Below are 22,196 nucleotides of genomic sequence, written 5' to 3'. Positions count from 1 at the left end.
AAAAGAATATAAAATACCCTGTTTCGTGTATTTTGCAACCTTTTTTTGAAAAATACTTTAATTTTAATTTAAGAAGATAACTTACCCAGATCATTAATAAATCAATAAAATATCTTTGAGATTTGTTGCTTAAGCATTATTAAAGAAAACGAGAAATCGCATTGTACTTTCGCCGATTGTTTTGGAATAGTTTGTACGGAATGTTAATCAAGTTTTAATTGCCAAAATTATGGTTACTGAAGCATACCCTTTTCCTCAAACTTTTTGACAAAATCACGAACGGCAAAATAAAAAATGGGTTTTAACCTATCAATAAGATAAACCAAATAAATGGAATTTTCGTGTGGTTAAAAAATGAAGTTTATGATGCGTTAGAAATCGGATTTTATGAACACATGAAAAAATAATTTGTAAAAAATATTCAGGAGTGTATGCCGTTTCGTTTTCTTTTTTCACTAAATAGGTGTTATCAAATGAACGCGCCTTTAATATGCAATGCACTGAATCATTGGCTGTTTTGTCTAAAATAAAATTTAATCCAATAAGATAAGAATAAAAAAGCCGTCAGCGTTAACTGACGGCAATTCCTCAAAAGGAAAGTTTATTTTCTTATAGCTTTTGCATTAGGTAGATCGGTAATGGAACCTTCAAAAATTTCAGAAGCTAAACCGATTGATTCATGCAATGTTGGGTGAGCATGTATGGTTAAGGCAATATCTTCTGCATCACAGCCCATTTCAACGGCTAAAGTGATTTCGCCAAGTAATTCACCACCATTTGCTCCCACTACGGCACCACCAAGTAAGCGATTATCGGCTTTATTAAAAATCAACTTAGTCATACCTTCTGAACAATCAGATGCGATAGCTCGTCCAGATGCTGACCATGGGAAAATCGAAACTTCGTAATCGATGCCTTTTTCTTTTGCCTCTTTTTCAGTTAAACCAACCCAAGCCACTTCAGGTTCAGTATAGGCGATGGAAGGAATCGTTTTAGGATCAAAGAAGTGTTTTTTACCCGCAACCACTTCTGCTGCAACATGCCCTTCATGTACACCTTTGTGAGCCAACATTGGTTGACCAACAATATCACCAATTGCATAAATATGAGGAACATTGGTACGCATTTGCTTATCAACTTCGATGAAACCTCGATCGGTAACATTTACGCCAGCTTTTTCAGCACTAATGAGTTTACCATTAGGAGTGCGACCAATTGCCACTAATACCGCATCATAAGTATGAGTTTCAACGGTTCCGTCTTTCTTTTCCATAGTGACATAAATTGCATCGTGTTTTGCTTCAACTGTTGTCACTTTCGTTTCAAGCCTTAACGTGAATTTATTTTGAATCTGCTTAGTAAAGACTTTAACCACATCTTTATCGGCAGCCGGGATCACTTGATCCAACATTTCAACCACATCCACTTCTGAACCTAAAGCATGATATACCGTACCCATTTCAAGACCGATAATTCCCCCTCCCATTAATAATAATTTTTTAGGGATGGTTGTTAATGCCAATGCATCAGTTGAATCCCAAATACGAGGATCGTCATGAGGAATAAAAGGTAATTGAATAGGGCGGGAACCTGCGGCGATAATGGCATTATCAAAAGTAATTTTAGTAATACCCTTGGCTGAGATGACATCCATAGTATGACTACCAGTAAACTGAGCATCACCTTGAATCACGTTTACTTTACGCATTTTTGCCATGCCAGCAAGACCGTTAGTCAGTTGATTAACGACTTTTTCTTTCCAAGCTCGCACTTTATCTAATTCGAGTTTTGGTGTACCAAAATGAATACCGTGAGCGGTCAATGATTTGGCTTCATCCATAACTTTTGCGACATGCAACAATGCTTTAGAAGGAATACACCCTACATTCAGACATACACCGCCTAAGGTTGAATAACGTTCAACTAAGGTGACTTCCAGCCCAAGATCGGCCGCTCGAAAGGCAGCGGAGTAACCCGCTGGACCTGCACCTAATACGACAAGCTGTGTTTTAACTTCTTGACTCATAATCTATGTTCCTCCCACTACATCACTAAACGACGTAAGTCGGATAAGACGTTAACAATATGACTTAGGAAGCGTGCACCATCTGCACCATCGATCACGCGGTGATCAAAAGATAATGATAATGGCAACATTAAGCGAGGCGTAAACTCTTTGCCGTTCCAAATTGGTTTCATGCTAGAACGAGAAACACCTAAAATGCCTACTTCAGGCGCGTTCACAATTGGCGTAAATGAAGTAGTACCAATTCCTCCTAAGCTAGAAATGGTAAAGCAACCGCCTTGCATATCACTACCGGTTAATTTGCCATCGCGTGCTTTTTTGGAAATTTCTGCAAGTTCACGAGAAAGCTCAACAATACCTTTTTTATCCACATCTTTAAATACTGGCACAACAAGACCATTTGGTGTATCAACCGCTACGCCAATATTAATGTATTTTTTGATAATTAGTGTTTGTGCGTCTTCAGATAGCGAGCTGTTAAAACGTGGGTACGCTGTTAATGCGCTGGCTACCGCTTTCATGATAAAGACCAGTGGTGTGATTTTAAGATCGAGTTTTTTCTTCTCTGCTTCGGCATTTTGTTGTTTACGGAATACTTCAAGATCGGTAATGTCTGACTCATCAAACTCGGTTACATGAGGGATCATTACCCAGTTACGATGTAAATTAGCTCCCGATACTTTTTGAATTTTGGTCAATGGTAAGCTTTCTATTTCACCAAATTTGCTAAAATCAACTTTTGGCCAAGGTAATAAGCCAGGTAAAGCACCACCCGCAACGCCACTTTCCACTTGTTTAACCGCATTTTTAACATACGTTTGAATGTCTTGACGTAAAATACGATTTTTTGGTCCTGTCGGTGTGACTTTAGCTAAATTAACACCAAATTCACGCGCTAAGCGACGTACTGACGGTGTGGCATGCGCATAGGCATCGTTTTCAACAAAATCATTGCCAGAGGTAGAGGGTACTGATGCTGGTGCAGTGGTTGGCGCAGTCGGCGATACCGAAACCGCAGTTGTTGATGCAGATGGGCTTGAAGTAGGTATTGTCGCAGGTGCTGTACTAATAGCCGCAGGTGAAGTTGCTGTGGTTGTTTCAAATTCCATAATTTTGGAACCTGTTTTAACTTTATCACCCACTTTAATGATAATATTTTTAACTACCCCTGCAACAGGTGCAGGAATTTCCATTGAGGCTTTATCACCCTCAACGGTGATAATATTGTCATCAATTGCAACAGTATCACCTACTTTGACTGAAATTTCGGTAACTTCGACCTCATCACCCCCAATGTCAGGAACATTGACATCAACAATTTGACTAACAGATGAAGTCGTCGGCGTGGCTTCAACTTTTGGTGCTGCGGTTTGCGGAGCTGGTGCAGCGGCGCCGCCCTCTTCATCAAAGACCATGATGTCCACACCAGTTTTAACTTTATCACCCACTTTTACAATGATCGATTTAACAATCCCAGCTTGTGGAGCAGGAATTTCCATTGAGGCTTTATCACCTTCAACAGTCATGATGTTATCATCAATAGAGACCTTATCACCCACTTTTACTAAAATTTCGGTAACTTCAACTTCATCATTACCGATATCAGGCAATTTAATTTCAATACTCATTCTTGTTACCTCTTATGCAATACGTGGGTTGAGTTTATCGGCATTGATCTCGAACTTTTTGATCGCGTCTTCAACAACACTGGCTTCAATATCACCACGTTTAGCAAGTTCACCCAATGCAGCAATGACAACATAAGAAGCATCAACTTCAAAATGATGACGTAAATTTTCACGGCTATCACTGCGTCCAAAACCATCCGTTCCTAATACACGATAATTTTCAGCTGGTACAAAACCACGAATCTGTTCTGCAAACAGTTTCATATAATCGGTTGAAACAACGGCTGGATTATTATTCATCACTTGTGCCACATAAGGTACTTTTGGCGTTTCACTTGGATGCAACATGTTGTAGCGTTCACAATCTTGACCATCACGAGCAAGTTCAGTGAATGACGTTACACTGTAGATATCCGAACCAATGCCATACTCTTTTGCTAATATCTCCGCCGCATCACGAACATGACGTAAAATAGAGCCTGAACCCAATAATTGAACGGTTGATTTCCCTTTTTGACCTTGAACGGTATCCAATTTATAGATACCACGACGGATACCCTCTTCCGCACCTTCAGGCATTGCAGGTTGTGCATAGTTTTCATTTAGTGTCGTAATATAGTAATAAACGTTTTCTTGTTCACCGTACATACGACGTAAACCATCTTGCATAATAACAGCAACTTCATAAGCATAAGCCGGATCGTAAGATATGCAGTTTGGAATTGTTAAAGCTTGAATATGGCTATGACCATCCTGATGTTGTAACCCTTCACCATTTAAGGTTGTACGGCCAGAAGTACCACCAATCATAAAGCCACGCGCTTGCTGATCACCTGCTGCCCACATCAAATCACCAATACGTTGGAAACCAAACATTGAGTAGTAGATGTAAAATGGAATCATTGGATAATCATTAGTACTGTAAGATGTTGCTGCCGCAATCCATGATGCAGTAGCACCACATTCATTAATCCCTTCTTGTAGGATTTGTCCTTTTTCATCTTCACGATAATAAGCCACTTGTTCTCTATCTTGTGGCGTATATTGTTGACCATGCGGATTATAAATACCGATTTGGCGGAATAGACCTTCCATACCAAACGTACGAGCTTCATCAGCTAAAATTGGTACCAGACGTGGCGCCAATTCTTTATCTTTTAACATGATATTAAGCGCTCGTACAAAAGCAATGGTGGTTGAAATTTCTTTAGTTTGTGCCTCAAGTAATGGAGCAAACTCCGTTAATGAAGGAATTGAGACAGTACCTGAAAAATGAGTTAATCTTGACGGAACATAACCATGTAAAGCGTTACGGCGTTCATGAATATATTTGTATTCAGGTGTATGTTCTTCAAATTTAATATAAGGTAATTTTTCTAATGCATCATCGGTAACTGGAATATTGAAGAAATCACGTACATGACGCACACCATCCATATTCATTTTTTTCACTTGATGAGCAATATTTTTCGCTTCTGCAGCTTCACCCATACCATAACCTTTAATAGTATGCGCTAAAATAACTGTCGGTCGATCTTTGGTTTCTTTTGCACGCATGAAAGCAGCAAACATTTTGGATGGGTCTTGACCACCACGATTAAGTCTGAAAATTTCTTCATCAGACATATCTTTTACTAATTCTGCTGTTTCAGGGTATTTACCAAAGAAATGCTCACGTACATAAGCACCATCTTTTGATTTCAGGGTTTGGTAATCACCATCCAGCGTTTCGTTCATTAATCTTACTAACTTACCAGATTTATCTTTTTGGAGAAGTTTATCCCAACGATCGCCCCAAATAACTTTGATAACATTCCAACCTGCACCAGCAAAAACACCTTCTAATTCATTGATGATTTTACCATTACCTGTCACTGGGCCATCTAAACGTTGTAAGTTACAGTTGATAACAAAAACTAAGTTATCGAGTTTTTCACGAGTGGCAACGGTAATCGCACCTTTAGATTCAGGTTCATCCATTTCACCATCACCTAAGAAAGCATAAACAGTTTGTTCTGTTGTATCTTTTAAACCGCGGTGATTTAAATATTTTAAGAATCGTGCTTGATAAATAGCACTAACTGGTCCTAATCCCATTGAAACTGTCGGGAATTGCCAAAATTCAGGGAGTAATTTAGGATGCGGATAAGATGGAAGACCTTTGCCATGTACTTCTTGGCGGAAATTATCAAGTTGTTCTTCAGTCAAACGACCTTCGATAAATGCTCTTGAATAGATACCTGGGGAAATATGACCTTGGAAATAAACTAAATCACCACCGTCCTTATCATTTCGAGCTCTAAAAAAGTGGTTAAAACAGACTTCATAAAAAGTTGCTGCGGATTGGAATGATGCCATATGACCACCAAGCTCTAAATCCTTTTTAGATGCTCTTAACACCATCATAATTGCATTCCAACGTACGATGGAACGGATACGTCTTTCTATTTCCCAATCGCCCGGATACGCTGGCTGTTCTTCTACTGGAATGGTATTAATATAATTACTTGTTGAAGAACCAAAAAGTAAAGGAACCCCTCCTTCTTTTGCCTTATTGACGATTTGTTCAATAATGTACTGAGCGCGTTCGATTCCTTCTTCACGGATGATTGAATCAAGACTCTTGAGCCAATCTTGCGTTTCAACAGGATCGATATCATTCATTTGCATGTCCGACATATAAAAACCTCTTTTTTTGTTATAAAAATGCAGGATTTGCCATCCTTAGCTACAGTCAAAACTATAACTAACTTTACAAGCTTCAACTCTGCATTACGGAGCTTCATGAACATAAGTCTGCCATTTTCCAAAAAAAAGTAAAGCAGACAATTGGTTAGAAAGGAATGTTAATTCCTATCAAATTAATCAACTATTTCAATTAATATGTAAAAAAAAAGTTAATTATATGATATAAATCAAATTTAAGAAACATAGAATTGCAAGAAATACTATGCTTGGTTATACCGTGTTTGCCTATGTGTTGTCAAGCTATAGTAAAATCTGATATATAGAAGTTAATTTACTAAAATTAAAATTTGCTTAGAGCGAAAAATATTATGATGATTAACAATATTATAATTAGAGAGTTAGATACTCAACCCTACATGCAAACCTACCAAGCCATGCATGACTTTACGCTCAATCGCAATGAACAAACGCCTGATGAAATATGGCTAGTTGAACACTATCCCATTTTTACTCAAGGCAAAGTTGGCAAACCAGAACATTTATTGCATCAATCTGACATTCCGGTTGTAGCAACCGATCGTGGTGGACAAATTACCTATCATGCACCAGGTCAGCAAATTATGTATATCTTATTTGATTTAAAACGTCGTAAAATAGGTATTCGTGATATTGTTCACTGTTTAGAAAAATCCGTCATTCAAACTTTGGCACATTATGCTATTATGTCTTATGCCAAAGCGGAGGCTCCGGGGGTGTATATTAATCATAAAAAGATCTGCTCTTTAGGATTACATATCAAACGAGGATGCACTTTGCATGGGCTTGCATTAAATATCGATATGGATTTGGCACCATTTAAAAACATCAATCCTTGTGGTTACGCTGGATTGCAGATGACGCAATTAAAAGAATTTGTCCCACAAATTAATCGTTCTGAATTAAAACACCTGTTAACCAATAATTTTATCAATCTGTTAACAAACTAATCTAATAAGATATCTATTATGCAAAATAATGAAACTATAGTCAGAAGTTCAAAATATCGAGATGCGGATAAAACACGACTTATTCCGACCGTTACCTTAGAAGATGCGGCACCATTAAAAAAACCTGAATGGATGAAAATTAAAATACCTGTTCATTCCACTAATATCACTCATATTAAAAGTACCATGCGCAAACATGGCTTACATTCTGTGTGTGAAGAAGCGTCTTGCCCTAATCTCGCGGAATGTTTCAATCATGGTACAGCCACTTTTATGATTTTAGGGGATATCTGTACGCGTCGATGTCCATTTTGTGATGTTGCCCACGGGCGCCCATTACCACCCGATCGAGAAGAACCGAGTAAACTCGCTCAAACCATTAAAGAGATGAAATTGCGTTATGTAGTGATCACCTCAGTAGATCGTGACGATTTAAAAGATGGCGGAGCAAGCCATTTTGCCGATTGTACACGGGAAATTCGTGCATTTAGCCCCACTATTAAAGTTGAAACGCTTACACCCGATTTTCGCGGTTGTATCGACGAGGCAATTGAAGTATTAAGCGATAATCCACCTGATGTTTTTAATCACAATTTAGAGAACATTCCACGGTTATATAAAGAAATTCGACCTGGTGCCAATTATTTAGGCTCCCTTAAATTACTATCGGCATTCAAAGAAAAGCATCCCGATATTCCGACCAAGTCAGGTTTAATGGTTGGTCTTGGAGAAACGAATGAAGAGTTAATTCAGGTTCTTAAAGATTTACGAAGTCATGGGGTAACCATGTTAACGCTTGGTCAATATTTACAACCAAGTAAGTACCACTTACCAGTTAAGCGTTATGTGTCACCGGAAGAATTTGACGAACTCAAACAGATTGCTTTAAGTATGGGATTTACTCATGCTGCCTGTGGACCATTTGTTCGTTCCTCTTATCATGCCGATTTACAAGCGATGGGAAAAGAAGTGAAATAGGCAAAATTTGGCAATTGATTTTAAAAAAATCATGCTTATATTAGGCTGTCATTTTTCGATGATGATGACCGTTATATCATCTAATTTTATATATCGGTCATCCTAGCAGATTAATACAAAATGTTCTTATTTGAGTTTTTTGAGCAAAATGTGTACTAATTCATTTTTATGATGATAAAATATAATAAATAAATCAAGTAACGTTAGTTATCGACCACCATAAATCGGCGGTTTTCGGTGACAATTTGTAAAAATATTGGCAAACTAATTTTTTCATCTTTTAATAATTTATCCGTCAGATCATAAACTTTGGAACGACCGTATTCATCAATCACTATGGTTTTATCATCATAAAGTGCCGCAATCTTACTTTCACTTCCCGCAACGATCCACGGTTTAGAGGTTTGATTAAATAAATTTTTACCTTGGCTGTATTGCTGTGGTGGCGTTGTGACATTGAATGCATCTTGCATCAATGTCCGCAATATATCGGTTTGTGAAGTAACATGGTGATATTCGATATTTTCTTTATCCGGCCAGGAAATAATTAATGGTACTTTTAGATATTCTCGATTAAAGTTGTTACCATCATTACGTGAAACTGTTTTTTTAACTTTATCAATTTTTAGGTCGTTAGTGCCCGTAATGACAATAATGGTGTCAGCAAATAGATTAGACAATTTTAAATGATCAATTATTGATTTCAAACACTGATCGAGTTTGGTCGCATTGGATTCTAATTCCGATAAGGACATTTTTTTATTTTTGTTACCAACCGAGTATTGAATAATCGAAAACAGTGGCGCATGATTGTCTAACTTACTTTGTTTATCGTACCATGTGATCCAATTATCCGTTGTCTGTTTGTTATTCTTATTTTTTGGATCGGGTAAGGTAAAGTTAGATAATAAAGCATAATGATAAAGCGGCTCAGCAAATCCACTTGTTGAAAATAATCCTAAATTATAGTGCTGTTTATTCACTACATCAAAAAGCGTAGATGTTTTATGACTGGTTAATATGCTGTTGTAATAATTGGGATCCAAACCATAAAATAGTGAAAAATCGTTTAAATAGGCTTGATTACTTGTACCATAATTATTATTGAAGTAAATATTATTTTTAGCAAAGTCACTTAACCACGGCATATTTTCTGTCAGTAAACTATAATTCCAACCATCAATAACTATCATAAGTACATTTTTTTTCGATAATTGTGTATCGTCAAATGTAATACGATCTAAAGGATATTCAATGGTAAGCGCAAACGGATTCCCTTCTTGAGTAATACGATTACGGTAGTCACTTTCATCAATAAAGCCATAACGCTCAAGAAAATGCCGAGCAGTCAGCGGATAAGAAAGAGGCAAACTAGACCGTTGCATGGTTATTGGTCGGTAAAAGTTGGCATCTGCCCAAATATGAATTAGGTGGGAAGAGACAAAACTCAGCATAAACACAATGACAATAGGTTTCGCAAAGCGTTTTCGTTTACTTAAACTGCGTAATTTTTTCCAGCTCCATACTGCAAACAATATTTCTAAAAGCAAAATAAATGGAACAATAATTAGGTTAGTACTTAAAAATGAACCATTTTTCGTTGTTAACAGTTGCCAAATTGATAAATTAAGATGCATTCTAAATTGCGAAAATACTTCAATATCAATTAGAAGTAATGCAATACCTAAGGTAGCAATGATTATGGCTATCATTCGTTGCCAACAAGCCGAACGAATAAAAAAGCTTAAGGGAAAGAGTAAGATTAGATAAGCAATAAACGTTAAAAAACTGAAGTGACCAATTGCACTAATAATGGCATAAAATCGCCCCATAAAAGTACGCGGCCAATCAGCAATAAATAAATATTGACTACCTAAAGCAATTACGACAAAGATATTAAACAAGGTAAACCAATGCCCCCAACTGACAATTTGAGTGGTCTGTTCATCTTTGAAGTGGTTACTTTTAAGTTTGAGCATATTTAATCGTTGGTAATGATGAGATGGTAAGTACCTATTAATTTGTGATATAGTTTACCTGATTTTAAAAAATCTTTCTGTAATTTTTTTATTCGTTAGCATAAAGATTTAGGTAATTTGTTGGCGTTATAATCGATACTTGTTATAATTCTCGGATCGATTTAGCTAACAATAAAGATTATAATTTTGGCAATTACACAACTCAAATCACAACAGATCCAACCCGATTTAGCAAAAATTTATGCACTGAGTACACAAGGAGATACAACCCGATCCGTATCTGATAGAACAGGTCATTTACTTAAATGGCAACCTCGCATTGCTTCGGCTTTATCATTATTATGCCCGCATAAAAGAGCAAATTACAGTCCACGATTTATGCTATTAAAAGCACCAGAAAGTGAGCTTTTATTTTCTTTATTAGCGAAAGCAGTTAAATCTGATTTATCAACATCAGAATTAGGTTATAGCTATTTTTTCAATGAAAATAAAATTACGCTGAGCAAAGCGAAAAGCAGACAAGATAATTTTGCCGTTCAAGACAGTTGTTTAGCTGTTTCGGCTGTTGATTTTGAAAAGCTATTTGGTTGTGTCAGACAACCTGAAAATGGTCAAATCAAACTACAAGCTGGTTTAGTTCATCAAGTGAATGGTGGCATTTTAATTTTGGGGCTGCGTTCATTACTTAACCAACCAGAGCTTTGGACAAAATTAAAACAAATGGTCATTAAGCAGGAGTTTGAATGGTTTTCGTCTGATGAATCACATCCTCTACCGTTGTCTATACCTTCAATGCCCCTTGATTTACGGGTTATTTTGGTTGGTGATAGATTAAGCTTAGCTGAGTTACAAGATTTTGAACCAGAATTTTATGCAACCTCAATATATACTGAATATGAGAATGAATTACCAATAAAATCATCACAAGACATTAATCAATGGATCGATTATTTGAGATTTATTGCTGACAGCCATCAGCTGCTTAATATCGATAATTCAGCGCTTGGCAAACTTTACAAAGAAGCAACACGCTATACAGGTGATCAATATTATTTACCTCTTTCAGTGGATTGGGTTCATTCTGTTTTGGTAAATGCAACCCATTATGCACAAGATGATACTATAAACGAATTCGCTATTACTCAAGCAATCGAACAAAAATTCTGGCATGAAGCTTATTTGCAAGAAAGATTACATGATGAAATCTTTACTAATCAAATCATGATTAACACAAAAGATCATGTTGTGGGTCAAATTAACGGTTTATCTGTGATTGAATATCCTGGGTATCCAAAAGCAATTGGAGAGCCAGCACGTTTAAGTTGTCTTATTCATTTGGGTGATGGAGAGTTAATTGATATTGAACGTAAAACGGATTTAGCGGGTAATATCCATTGCAAAGGAATGATGATTATGCAAGCTTTTATCATGTCTGAATTTGCTATTAATCACCAAATTCCTTTTTCTACTTCATTGGTTTTTGAACAATCTTACAATGAAATAGATGGCGATAGTGCATCACTTGCTGGACTTTGTGCAATCATTAGCGCCTTATCGGGTCAGGCCATAGATCAGCAACTGGCAGTAACTGGATCAGTGGATCAGTTTGGTCATGTACAATCCATTGGTGGTGTGAATGAAAAAATTGAAGGTTTTTTTGCTGTTTGTAGACATCAAGGCTTAACTGGACGACAAGGTGTGATTATCCCTGCAACGAATCAACGTCATTTAAGTTTAAATGATGAGGTTATTGAAGCAATTGAACAAAAGCAGTTCTCAATTTGGACAGTTGAGCATATCGCTGATGCACTTTATCTGCTTACAGGAATACCTTATAAAGATAACAGTAGCATCAACTTATATAAACTGATACATGCGCGTATGCAATCAGTATTAATACAAGAAAAAAAACACGATAGTTGGCTGAAAAAATTGCAAAAATATTGCAAAAAACAGTAATACGCAATAAACTTTATCTCAGCATTTCATTGATTAATTGGTTTAAATGAAGTGTATTACTCGCTTTTGGGGTTTTTAAGCATGGCGCTAAATAATTTTATTATATTTGCCACGCATGTAATTACATTTGATAAAAGGTTTTTTTTATGACATTTGAACGTAAATCTTCGTATGATAAAGCAGATCTGATTAAGTCAGGCAACAGTCAACTATTTGGTCATGATGGTCCACCATTACCATCTGATTTAATGTTAATGATGGATCGTGTAATTGAAATGAATGAAGATGGTGGTAATTTTGGTAAAGGTTATGTCGAAGCAGAACTTGATATTAACCCTGATTTATGGTTTTTTAAATGTCATTTCAAAAATGATCCGGTAATGCCTGGTTGTCTTGGTCTTGATGCTATGTGGCAATTAGTCGGGTTTTATTTAGGTTGGATTGGCGGTAAAGGTAAAGGTCGTGCTTTAGGAGTAGGCGAAGTTAAATTTAAAGGACAAATACTTCCAATTAATAAAAAAGTGACTTATAAAATTCATTTTAAACGCGTGATTAATCGTAAATTAATTATGGGGATTGGCGATGGTGAAGTTTTTGTTGATGGTAAGTTAATTTACGAAGCATCAGATTTAAAAGTGGGGCTTTTTAAAGATACAAGTGAATTTTAAGTTAATTTGAATATCTATTCTTATATTTACTTATAATGTAAGAATAGAATACCAAATCTATTTAGTTAGCTTTATAAGTTATTGTCATCATGGTTATGCTTTATTGATGCAATATAATAAAATTTTTTATTATATTGTTGATGTCTTATAACAGATTGAAAGACATTTTCACCATAACGCAAAACGCATTGTCACTTTCAATAAGTCATAACGCTAACTCATCACTCTGCTTATCTGATTTTAATATCTAACCCTGTTAATCCTGTACAATTTATGATTTTCTTAAAACGTTTTATTATTTTTATTCTTTTATCTTTATTTTTAAATAGTTTTGTTTACGCTGATGTTAATGGTAAAGTAATCAAAGTTATTGATGGCGATACAGTTGATATATTAACCATTAAGAAACAAAAAATTCGAGTCCGTTTACTTGATATTGATGCACCCGAAAGCAATCAGGCATATGGCAATAAGTCGAAACAATATTTAGCCTCACTTATCGCCGGTAAAAGAGTGTTTGTTAAGTCAAGCAAAAAAGATATGTATAAAAGAACATTAGGCACTATTTTCTTAAATAAAGTAAATATTAATACTAAAATGGTTGAAAGTGGCTATGCTTGGGCTTATCGGTATAAAGGTATGGCCAACAATAAACTCATGGTGAACATCGAAGAAAAGGCTAGACAAAGCAAAAAAGGACTATGGAAAGATGAAAAACCAATAGCCCCTTGGGATTTTCGGCGTAATAACAACCGTTAAATTCTTCTAGCAAAATTCTATTTTTCGATCTGTTTAAGTATCGCTAAACCTTGAGCACAAGCTTCAATTTGTTTATCTTCTGGCATAGCAATAATTTCTTGTTTTGCTTTCTCGAGGTTTTGTTTTATTATTTCAATGATTTCTTTATTGAAGGAATTTTCAGGCACATTTTTATAAATGCTTTCTACTTTATCGAAATATACTTTACATGATTCTGTTGTATCCGCTGTTGCAGCAGAACAGCAACTCAACATGACCATAGTTAATGTTAATATTAACTTTTTCATTGTTTTCCCTTTATGATTTAATAATTATTAAAATTTTTACTAAAATGATAATTTGTGATTTTTTGCGGAAAAAAAGAGAAGATTTAGACTATAACGCAGATGACTAGTATCTATCTTACCAGTAATGGTTTACTGATAAGATAAGAGATGAAGATTAGATCACAGAAACGTCTGCTGCAGCAGGACCACGTGGGCTATCTTGAATAGAAAATTCTACTTGTTGACCTTCACCTAATGTTTTGAATCCATCACCAGTAATTGCAGAGAAATGTACAAACACATCTTTACTACCATCAGCAGGAGAAATAAAACCAAAACCTTTACTTTCGTTGAACCATTTTACTTGACCAGTAATCTTAGACATAATAATCTTCCTATAAATAAATTAATCTTAACCTATTAAGGCTATACTCATAAAACATAAAACTTAGACTACTTATTAACACTGATAAGAAGAGACTGAAGAAAACCAATACCTGACTTAAAGTAAACTACAACTACATATATCTAAATGTTACAAAATAAATCCGCATGTCATATGCTGGAGCCTATTTACTCATAAATAGATAACTAATGCAAGCGATCTTTTAAAATAATTATTCACAATAGCAAAACAAAATAATTTATAAGGTTAGATTTACATTGTAATAGTATAATTTATTTAAGTATATTAGTTTTCAGCCATTGATTGAGATTTTTTTATTGTTGCTTCAACTGCGTCAATAACCGCCGCTCTAAACCCTTTTTGTTCTAATGCATGGACACCTTCAATAGTCGTACCGGCCGGAGAACAGACCATATCTTTAAGCTCACCAGGGTGCTTACCTGTTTCAAGCAATAATTTTGCAGATCCCATAACAGCTTGAGCAGCAAATTTATAGGCTTGTTTTCTGGATAATCCTCCTTTAACTGCGCCATCCGCTAAAGCTTCAATGAACATAAAAACAAACGCTGGAGAAGAACCGCTTGCTCCAATAACTGCATCAATTAAATATTCTGACACAACTTCAGTTTCACCGATACAATTCAATAATTCTTGTACTGTTGTTAACTCTTCATTTGTAACTTCAGTATTAGGAGTAATAGAGCACATAGCAGCATTTACTAGAGCTGGTGTATTTGGCATCACACGAATAATTTTTTGCTCATAACCAATGCTTTTCGCAATCGTTTTAATTGTCACACCAGCCGCTATTGAGACAACAATGGTATTCTTTTTTAATTCTTTTTGAATATCATTGAGAACATCAATAATTACATTAGGTTTTACGGCTACAAAAACAATATCGGATTCTCGAGCTACCTCTCTTGCTGAAGCTAAATTATTTATTCCGTGAGATTTATTTAATTCTTCTCCTTTTTCCGGATGAGTATCATAGATATAAATCTGCGTTCCCGATACAATATTGCTTCCTAAAATACCTTGTAATATAGCATTTCCCATATTACCTAAGCCAATTAAACCAATACGTTGTTCCATTTTTTTATACTCCTATCAATGTCAATAAAATTGATTATAGATTATTTTTTAGCTAAAACTCAAAATTTATCTTTTGCAATCATTCTGGATTGAAGTAGTAATATTACATCATTCAACTTTTAAACTTTATTAAAAACTGTCTGGCATCACTTGCATACCATATTGTTGGCCTGTTTGCATAAGGGATAAAATTTGTTTGCTCTTACCTTCATTAATTAAATTACTGATTGCAGGAGTATTAATCAATATTTCAAAAAGGGCTTTACGTTCATTATTATGACATATTAACTTTTGGCTTATGATGGCTTTTAGGCAGTTAGCAAGTTGACTGCGAACAAAATCGCGACAATGATCTTCAAAAACATCAACAATTCGATTAATACTTTGTATCGCTGAGTTAGTATGCAAAGTAGCAAAAACCAAATGACCTGTTTCTGCGGCAGTCAATGCGGCTTGAATTGATGATTTATTGCGTAATTCGCCTAACAAAATGATATCCGGATCTTGTCTTAATAAACTATCAATGGTTTGACCAAAGTCAGCTATTTCACGTTGCTGAATTAATGATTTATCATTTTGATAGATATATTCTATAGGATCTTCAAGCGTAATAATGTGTTTCGCTATTGTTATATTAATGTATTGAATTAAAGCAGCTAAAGTAGTGGATTTACCACTGCCCGTTGATCCTGTTACAAGAATGATACCTGAATCATTTTTTACAAGCTCACTAAAAATAGCAGGAGCACCAATATCAGATAACGTAGGAATACGATGATTGATCACGCGAAACACGGCTGAAATACCACGGTGCTGATAAAAAATATTCACTCTAAATCGCCCTACTTTAGGCAAGTGATAAGCAAAATCTATTTGCTGATATTGCTTCAGAATTTTTTTTTGGGTTTCATTCATTAAATGAAATAATGCCATTTCAAGAGTATTTGGTATAAGCTTATCAACAACTAAAAACTGTAATTGTCCGTTAATACGAACGTAAGGCGCTTCACCACTTGAAAGGTGCAAATCCGACGCATTTTGCGTTACACTAAGTGCCAACATTGAGTTTAACATTAAATTTTACCTATTAATTATCCTTTGAGAATTAACATGAATACAGTACAAGACAATTTACTTAACATTAAAAATGATATTGAAAGAATTGCTAAAAAGTGCGAAAGAGATCCCAATACAATACAACTTATTGCCGTGAGTAAAACCAAACCTGTTGAGGAAATTATGGAGGCTATTGATGCAGGTCAATTAGTTTTTGGCGAAAATTATGTCCAAGAGGGTATTGAAAAGATTCAGTATTTCAATAAAAACCTGCCAAACAATGAGTTGATATGGCATTTTATAGGTCCATTACAATCGAATAAAAGTAAATTGGTTGCTGAACACTTCGATTGGATGCATACCATCGATCGATTTAAAATAGCACAAAGATTAAATGATCAACGACCCACAAATTTGGCTAAATTGAATGTGTTGATTCAAGTTAATATTAGTCAAGAAGCCAGTAAATCTGGGGTAAAACCTGAAGAGGTTGCTGATTTAGTTAATCAGATTGTCACCTTGCCTAATCTAAATTTACGTGGACTAATGGCAATCCCTGAAATTGAAAATGACTTTAATAAACAAGTTAATGTGTTTTCTAAGATGCAAAAACTTTTACAATCATTACAGAAAGATTATCCATTTTTAGACACATTATCTATGGGCATGAGTGGTGATATGCAGGCAGCCATTATTGCGGGCAGCACCATGGTTCGTATTGGTACGGCTATCTTTGGTGCACGGCAGTATTTATGATATATTGACCGAATATCTTTATTTTGAGGAATTTTAAATGACATCGATTTTCTTTTTGGGGAAAACCGTTTTAACCATTGGTTTATATGTTTTGATTTTAAGATTATGGATGCAACGTGTACGCGTAAATTTCTATAATCCTTTCACCCAATTTATTGTTAAAATAACCCAACCTATTATTGCTCCATTACGTAAGGTGATTCCGTCAATTGGACATGTTGATACAGCTACATGGGTTCTGTTATATCTGCTTGCAGTGCTCAAAATTATTTTTGTTTTATACTTTAACTTAACGAATGCTCCACTATTTACTATTGAATATCTTTTATATGCTGTCGCTGCAATAGTTCATGCTGTAGGGCATCTTTTATTTTGGTTATTACTATTTCGAGCAATTCTCAGTTGGGTAAGCAGAGGACATTCTGGAGCCGATGAGTTACTGACTCAATTAACCGAACCCTTTATAGCTCCGATCCGTCGTATTGTCCCTCCCCTTGGGATGATTGATATTTCCTTTATGATTTTTGTATTTATTTTGATGTTTTTGAATATGCTCGCTTTCGATCTTGTGGGCTACATATGGATTTTACTCTAAATCATCTCAAACGAAAAAAAGGGAGCACCAGCTCCCTTTTTAAAGAATATGATCTTCCCAACAAATCACATCTTTTTCATACACAATTCGGTTTTTAACTGAAATTTTTAATTTATGCATAAGCTTTTTATTTCCCATTATCAGAGGATGCCATTGAGGCAGTTGTCCTGTTTTTGAAAAATAACGATAAGTACAGGTCAACGGCAACCATTCTATAGTGAGAAGATTTTCTCGTGTCAACTTAATGCAATCCGGTTCATAGGCAAAACGATTATGATAATGCCTGCATTGGCAAGTATTAGAATCAAGCAGATTGCAAGCAACATTGGTATATAATATTTGACCTGTATCTTCATCTTGTAATTTGTTTAAGCAACACTGACCACAGCCGTCACAAAGCTGTTCCCACTCATCATCGGTCATTTGTTCTAAAGTTTTGTTTTCCCAAAATGGCTCAATCATACTTTAAAATCATCTTCTTTTAACATTTGTAAGAAAAATCCTTCCGTTTTAATTCTTTCTTCTATTTCCTGTGCAGTACCAACCACAAATTGGCGTTTACCATCGAGTAGTACCTTCATTACAAACACTGGAGAACCAAAAATAGACATTATTTTTTCAGGAATTGCTGAAAAATCCTTTTCATTTTCCATATATAAATAACAATTTTCTTTTTTAGTACTTCGATAAATATAACACCACATCATAGAATGGAACCTTATTCAATTATTTAAGACTATTTTGTAAATAAACACCGGCGCCAAATAGACCAGGATCTTCATGTGTTATCACATAAACTGGGATTTTTTTGACTAAATATGACATACGACCTTTATGTTCAAAAGCTGATCTAAATGGGGATGCTTTAAAAAATTCAATAAAACGCGGTACAATCCCCCCAGCAATATAAACACCACCTTGCGTATTAAGCGTTAAAGCTAAATTACCACCAAAACGCCCCATAAACGTACAAAAATAGGTAAGCGTCTGTAAACAAATTGGGCAACTTTTGTCTAATGCTTTTTTAACAATAACATCGGGGGTGATGTCTTCTTCTGGTTGATGATTAATTTGTAATAAAGCTTGATAAATATTCACAATGCCATTACCTGATAAAAAGCGTTCTGAAGAAACACGACCAAATTTTTTCCGTAGCTGTGCTAAAATGCGATCTTCATCTTCGTTCGTCATGGGCAATTCAGTATGTCCCCCCTCTCCTGACAGACTGATCCAATGTTCATTGACCTTGATTAAATGCGATACGCCAAGTCCCGTACCCGCTCCATAAACTGCGATCGGATAATCTAAATTAGACTCATCACCACCAATTTTGACCAGATCTTGTTTAGATAATTTAGGAATGGATGTCGATACAGCTGTAAAATCATTAATGACTTCAAGCTTAACCAAACCTAATTCTTTAATCAGTTCTGACCGTGAAAATGACAAATTATTGTTTGTCATATTGATAATATCTTCATCCCCTATCGGACAAGCAATGGCGATGCAGGCTGAATCAATTTTGACTGTTTGTGCTTGTAAGTACTCTTTGATTAAATTTAATAAAACATCGTGTTTTGAAATTGGAATTTTAGTAATCGCTGACAGTTCGTTAGTTGCTAAATTATAAAGTGCAAATCTGGCATTGGTTCCACCAATATCAGTAACTAGTGCATGTTGGTTCATGTTATTCCCTTCTGTAAAAATTAATTCATTTCTTTAAAAAAACAAGCATTACATTCATTTATTAAAGAAAGCAAAACTGGTAATATGATTAACTAGTTACATTAAGTTTATTCCTTTAACTGATGATTACCACAATAAACACTTCTGCTAACTAGTCAGCAGATAATTATTTTACCATTATAAGTAAATAAGATTTATAGCCACTTTTTAAGTTTAAAATAAATATAAGGTGCAACCCCTGCGAGTAACATCAAGATTAACGAAAATGGATAACCATATTCCCATTTCAATTCTGGCATATTTTCAAAGTTCATACCATAAGCCGATGCCACCACAGTTGGAGGTAGAAATACAACAGACACAACTGAAAATATTTTAATAATTCGACTTTGCTCAATATTGATGAAGCTGGTTGCAGCTTGCATTAAAAAATTTACTTTTTGAAATAATGATTCATTATGTGGAACAAGTGATTCAATATCGCGAATAACTTCACGAGCTTGTTCCAATTGGTCTACTGGCATCTTCGCACGACGCACAAGATAATTGACTGCTCGTTGACTGTCCATTAAACAAAGTCTAACTTTCCATGCAGTATCTTCAAGTTCGGCCAATGATGTAATTGCTTCATCGTAATGTTCTTGAGATGAACGATCCATAATTATCAAACTTAATTCTTCCAGCTCACTATATATGTTTTCAATTTGGTCAGCTAACTGTTCAACTTTAACTTCAAAAAGGTCAAGTAATACTTCGTATGGGTTCCCATCGATCATCCCCTGATAACGTGATCGCATTCGATACAAACGAAAAGCCGGTAAATCACGTTCACGTAAAGTAAAAAGTCGACCATTGTGTACTGTAAATGCAACCGTTGCGTTACCGGCTCGATCTTCTGCATCTTCATAAAAGAAAAATGAGTGAACATGTAAGCCTTCATTGTCTTCAAAAAAACGAGCTGACGCTTCGATGTCGTCTAATTCAATACTCGTTGCTAAGTTTTGTCCTAAATGTGTTAAAACAAAATCGCGATCGGCTTCTTCTGGTTCGATTAAATCAACCCAAGTCGCATTATTTATATCGCTTTCATTAATTTTTACTAATTGTTTGTTTTTTAATCCAAACGCATTAATCATAAGGACTCCTGTAGTAAGGGGAACGTTTTAGAACAATACTTTAACAAATGGTAGGCATTATACTCGTTATGGCTAAAAATTCCTATGTCTAACCCAATCTTTCTACATATTTACAAATTTATAAAATGGGATAAAAATTCCATTAATAAATTAAATTCGCTGATATTACTATTGTCTCATGTTACAATATGCCACTTAAATACTTATGCAATTTTTAGGAGTTTATAATGGCAAACCGAGGAATAAATAAAGTCATTTTAGTTGGTAATTTAGGACAAGATCCCGAAGTCCGTTACATGCCAAATGGAAATGCTGTAGCTAATTTTAGTGTAGCAACCTCAGAATCATGGAGAGATAAACAAACCGGAGAAACCCGTGATCGCACTGAATGGCATCGAGTTGTCGTTTTTGGTAAATTAGCCGAAATTGCAGGTGAATACATTAAAAAAGGCACTCAAGTTTATCTTGAAGGACAATTACAAACTCGAAAATGGCAAGACCAATCAGGACAAGATCGTTACACAACGGAAGTAGTAATTAATCCTATCGGTGGAACTTTACAAATTCTAGGTTCACGTGGAAATAGTAATGATAATTTTGATGATGGTTCTCATAATTGGGGGCAAAGTGCTAATAATATGTCATCGGCACCCGCAGCGTCATCTCGTCAACCCAATCAAAATGTACCAGCACCACAACCTAAAGCACCTGAACCACCAATGGATTTTGATGACGATATTCCATTCTAAAATGACTACCACTGTTAAATTTGGGCGTGAATCTACGCGCCCATATATCATTTTTTAATTATTTCATTTATACTTAGCTGTAATTTCTAATGGATAGAAGATATAGCTATGTTGGAACTGTTACAAACTGTTGGCTTTGGTTTAATTCTCTTTGTCCCATTAACTAATCCATTAACCACCGTTGTACTTTTATTGGGTTTATCTGGCGATATGACCAATGAAGAACGTAATAACCAATCAAAATTAACTTGTATTTATGTGTTTTTGATTATGGTTGTTTCCTTTTATTGTGGACAACTGGTGATGAATACATTTGGAATATCTATTCCCGGTTTACGTATAGCAGGAGGAATGATTGTTGGTATTATAGGTTTTAGAATGTTGTTTCCTCAACAGCCATCTCATAAGACCCTTGAGGCAGATGCTAAAAAGAGAGAAGTTTCCAATAATATTGCCTTTGTGCCACTAGCTATGCCAAGTACCGCAGGTCCAGGAACTATCGCAATGATCATTAGTATGTCTTCAACAGTTAAAAGCGGAGGCTACGATATTTCAACTTGGGTTGTTTACGCTGCGTCGATTCTGGTTCCTTTATCATTATGTATTATACTATGGTTTTGTATGCGTAGTGCTGGTAATATTATGCGATTTATGGGAAAAAGTGGCATTGAAGCCACCTCAAGAATTATGGGATTTTTGTTAGTTTGTGTAGGTACACAATTTATTATTAATGGCATTAAAGAATTAGTAATGAATTTCCCAAATATATAGTTTTTATTA

Annotated in this window: 21 protein-coding genes; 9 read left to right on the top strand and 12 right to left on the bottom strand. The window is 35.3% G+C overall.

What is annotated here, in order from left to right:
- Window positions 1–601 precede the first annotated feature (601 nt).
- The 3 genes from lpdA to aceE are packed head-to-tail and all read right to left on the bottom strand — an operon-like array spanning window position 602 to window position 6,333.
- Window positions 602–2,026: a dihydrolipoyl dehydrogenase gene (lpdA, locus tag J3U19_RS10330; RefSeq protein ID WP_267346243.1), complete on the bottom strand. Its 1,425-nt coding sequence runs from the start codon at window positions 2,024–2,026 to the stop codon at window positions 602–604.
- A 17-nt stretch (window positions 2,027–2,043) separates the two neighbouring features.
- The gene (aceF, locus tag J3U19_RS10325; RefSeq protein WP_416380274.1) at window positions 2,044–3,654 is read right to left on the bottom strand and encodes a dihydrolipoyllysine-residue acetyltransferase; all 1,611 of its coding nucleotides are present in this window, start codon (window positions 3,652–3,654) and stop codon (window positions 2,044–2,046) included.
- A gap of 12 nt (window positions 3,655–3,666) precedes the next feature.
- The gene (gene aceE, locus J3U19_RS10320; RefSeq protein ID WP_267346241.1) at window positions 3,667–6,333 is read right to left on the bottom strand and encodes a pyruvate dehydrogenase (acetyl-transferring), homodimeric type; all 2,667 of its coding nucleotides are present in this window, start codon (window positions 6,331–6,333) and stop codon (window positions 3,667–3,669) included.
- A gap of 377 nt (window positions 6,334–6,710) precedes the next feature.
- Here aceE and lipB point away from each other — a divergent pair, with 377 nt between their 5' ends.
- Together lipB and lipA are read left to right on the top strand one after the other, a co-directional pair.
- The gene (lipB, locus tag J3U19_RS10315) at window positions 6,711–7,328 is read left to right on the top strand and encodes a lipoyl(octanoyl) transferase LipB (protein ID WP_267341896.1); all 618 of its coding nucleotides are present in this window, start codon (window positions 6,711–6,713) and stop codon (window positions 7,326–7,328) included.
- Between the two features lie 18 nt (window positions 7,329–7,346).
- The gene (lipA, locus tag J3U19_RS10310) at window positions 7,347–8,306 is read left to right on the top strand and encodes a lipoyl synthase (protein ID WP_267341897.1); all 960 of its coding nucleotides are present in this window, start codon (window positions 7,347–7,349) and stop codon (window positions 8,304–8,306) included.
- A gap of 203 nt (window positions 8,307–8,509) precedes the next feature.
- Here lipA and J3U19_RS10305 read toward each other — a convergent pair whose 3' ends face one another.
- A complete protein-coding gene (locus tag J3U19_RS10305) occupies window positions 8,510–10,285 on the bottom strand; it encodes a DUF3413 domain-containing protein (protein ID WP_267341898.1) in 1,776 nt (591 codons plus the stop codon).
- A gap of 378 nt (window positions 10,286–10,663) precedes the next feature.
- On the opposite strand from J3U19_RS10305, the gene J3U19_RS10300 reads away from it, so the two are divergent.
- The 3 genes from J3U19_RS10300 (at window position 10,664) to J3U19_RS10290 (ending at window position 13,671) form a co-directional block, all read left to right on the top strand.
- Entirely contained in the window at window positions 10,664–12,244 is a 1,581-nt protein-coding gene (locus J3U19_RS10300; RefSeq protein WP_416380275.1) for an AAA family ATPase, read from the top strand.
- Window positions 12,245–12,390: 146 nt separating this feature from the next.
- Window positions 12,391–12,912, top strand: coding sequence for a bifunctional 3-hydroxydecanoyl-ACP dehydratase/trans-2-decenoyl-ACP isomerase (fabA, locus tag J3U19_RS10295; RefSeq protein WP_267341901.1), 522 nt, complete (start codon window positions 12,391–12,393; stop codon window positions 12,910–12,912).
- Between the two features lie 273 nt (window positions 12,913–13,185).
- Window positions 13,186–13,671 (top strand): thermonuclease family protein, encoded by a 486-nt coding sequence (locus tag J3U19_RS10290; RefSeq protein ID WP_267346240.1) that lies wholly within the window; start codon window positions 13,186–13,188, stop codon window positions 13,669–13,671.
- 17 nt (window positions 13,672–13,688) lie between these two features.
- Here the strand turns inward: J3U19_RS10290 and J3U19_RS10285 are convergent, their stop codons facing one another.
- The 4 genes from J3U19_RS10285 to J3U19_RS10270 all read right to left on the bottom strand — a co-directional run bounded on the left by J3U19_RS10285 (window position 13,689) and on the right by J3U19_RS10270 (window position 16,512).
- On the bottom strand, window positions 13,689–13,958 hold the full coding sequence (locus J3U19_RS10285; RefSeq protein WP_267346239.1) for a DUF5339 domain-containing protein: 270 nt from the start codon (window positions 13,956–13,958) through the stop codon (window positions 13,689–13,691).
- Window positions 13,959–14,112: 154 nt separating this feature from the next.
- Window positions 14,113–14,322 (bottom strand): cold shock domain-containing protein, encoded by a 210-nt coding sequence (locus J3U19_RS10280; protein WP_267341905.1) that lies wholly within the window; start codon window positions 14,320–14,322, stop codon window positions 14,113–14,115.
- Between the two features lie 306 nt (window positions 14,323–14,628).
- Window positions 14,629–15,438 (bottom strand): pyrroline-5-carboxylate reductase, encoded by an 810-nt coding sequence (proC, locus tag J3U19_RS10275; protein WP_267341906.1) that lies wholly within the window; start codon window positions 15,436–15,438, stop codon window positions 14,629–14,631.
- Between the two features lie 129 nt (window positions 15,439–15,567).
- Window positions 15,568–16,512, bottom strand: coding sequence for a type IV pilus twitching motility protein PilT (locus J3U19_RS10270; RefSeq protein WP_267341907.1), 945 nt, complete (start codon window positions 16,510–16,512; stop codon window positions 15,568–15,570).
- A gap of 36 nt (window positions 16,513–16,548) precedes the next feature.
- Here J3U19_RS10270 and J3U19_RS10265 point away from each other — a divergent pair, with 36 nt between their 5' ends.
- Window positions 16,549–17,250 (top strand): YggS family pyridoxal phosphate-dependent enzyme, encoded by a 702-nt coding sequence (locus J3U19_RS10265; protein WP_267341908.1) that lies wholly within the window; start codon window positions 16,549–16,551, stop codon window positions 17,248–17,250.
- A 37-nt stretch (window positions 17,251–17,287) separates the two neighbouring features.
- A complete protein-coding gene (locus J3U19_RS10260; RefSeq protein WP_267346237.1) occupies window positions 17,288–17,845 on the top strand; it encodes a YggT family protein in 558 nt (185 codons plus the stop codon).
- A gap of 39 nt (window positions 17,846–17,884) precedes the next feature.
- Here the strand turns inward: J3U19_RS10260 and J3U19_RS10255 are convergent, their stop codons facing one another.
- From J3U19_RS10255 to corA, 4 genes are all read right to left on the bottom strand, one after another.
- Entirely contained in the window at window positions 17,885–18,307 is a 423-nt protein-coding gene (locus J3U19_RS10255) for a YcgN family cysteine cluster protein (RefSeq protein ID WP_267341910.1), read from the bottom strand.
- Entirely contained in the window at window positions 18,304–18,552 is a 249-nt protein-coding gene (locus tag J3U19_RS10250; RefSeq protein ID WP_267341911.1) for a YcgL domain-containing protein, read from the bottom strand. The genes J3U19_RS10255 and J3U19_RS10250 overlap by 4 nt, the downstream gene beginning before the upstream one ends.
- A gap of 19 nt (window positions 18,553–18,571) precedes the next feature.
- Window positions 18,572–19,531, bottom strand: a complete 960-nt coding sequence (locus tag J3U19_RS10245; RefSeq protein WP_267346235.1) for a glucokinase — start codon at window positions 19,529–19,531, stop codon at window positions 18,572–18,574.
- 194 nt (window positions 19,532–19,725) lie between these two features.
- Window positions 19,726–20,667 (bottom strand): magnesium/cobalt transporter CorA, encoded by a 942-nt coding sequence (gene corA / locus J3U19_RS10240; RefSeq protein ID WP_267341913.1) that lies wholly within the window; start codon window positions 20,665–20,667, stop codon window positions 19,726–19,728.
- A 227-nt stretch (window positions 20,668–20,894) separates the two neighbouring features.
- Here corA and J3U19_RS10235 point away from each other — a divergent pair, with 227 nt between their 5' ends.
- On the top strand, window positions 20,895–21,416 hold the full coding sequence (locus J3U19_RS10235; protein ID WP_267341914.1) for a single-stranded DNA-binding protein: 522 nt from the start codon (window positions 20,895–20,897) through the stop codon (window positions 21,414–21,416).
- A 108-nt stretch (window positions 21,417–21,524) separates the two neighbouring features.
- A complete protein-coding gene (locus J3U19_RS10230; RefSeq protein WP_267346233.1) occupies window positions 21,525–22,187 on the top strand; it encodes a MarC family NAAT transporter in 663 nt (220 codons plus the stop codon).
- Window positions 22,188–22,196 lie beyond the last annotated feature (9 nt).

This window comes from Gilliamella sp. B2828 (assembly GCF_026537125.1).
In the GTDB taxonomy this organism is placed as follows: Bacteria; Pseudomonadota; Gammaproteobacteria; order Enterobacterales; family Orbaceae; genus Gilliamella.
Note: the sequence above shows the minus strand (reverse complement) of the source record. Positions and strands in the feature narration are given on the sequence as shown.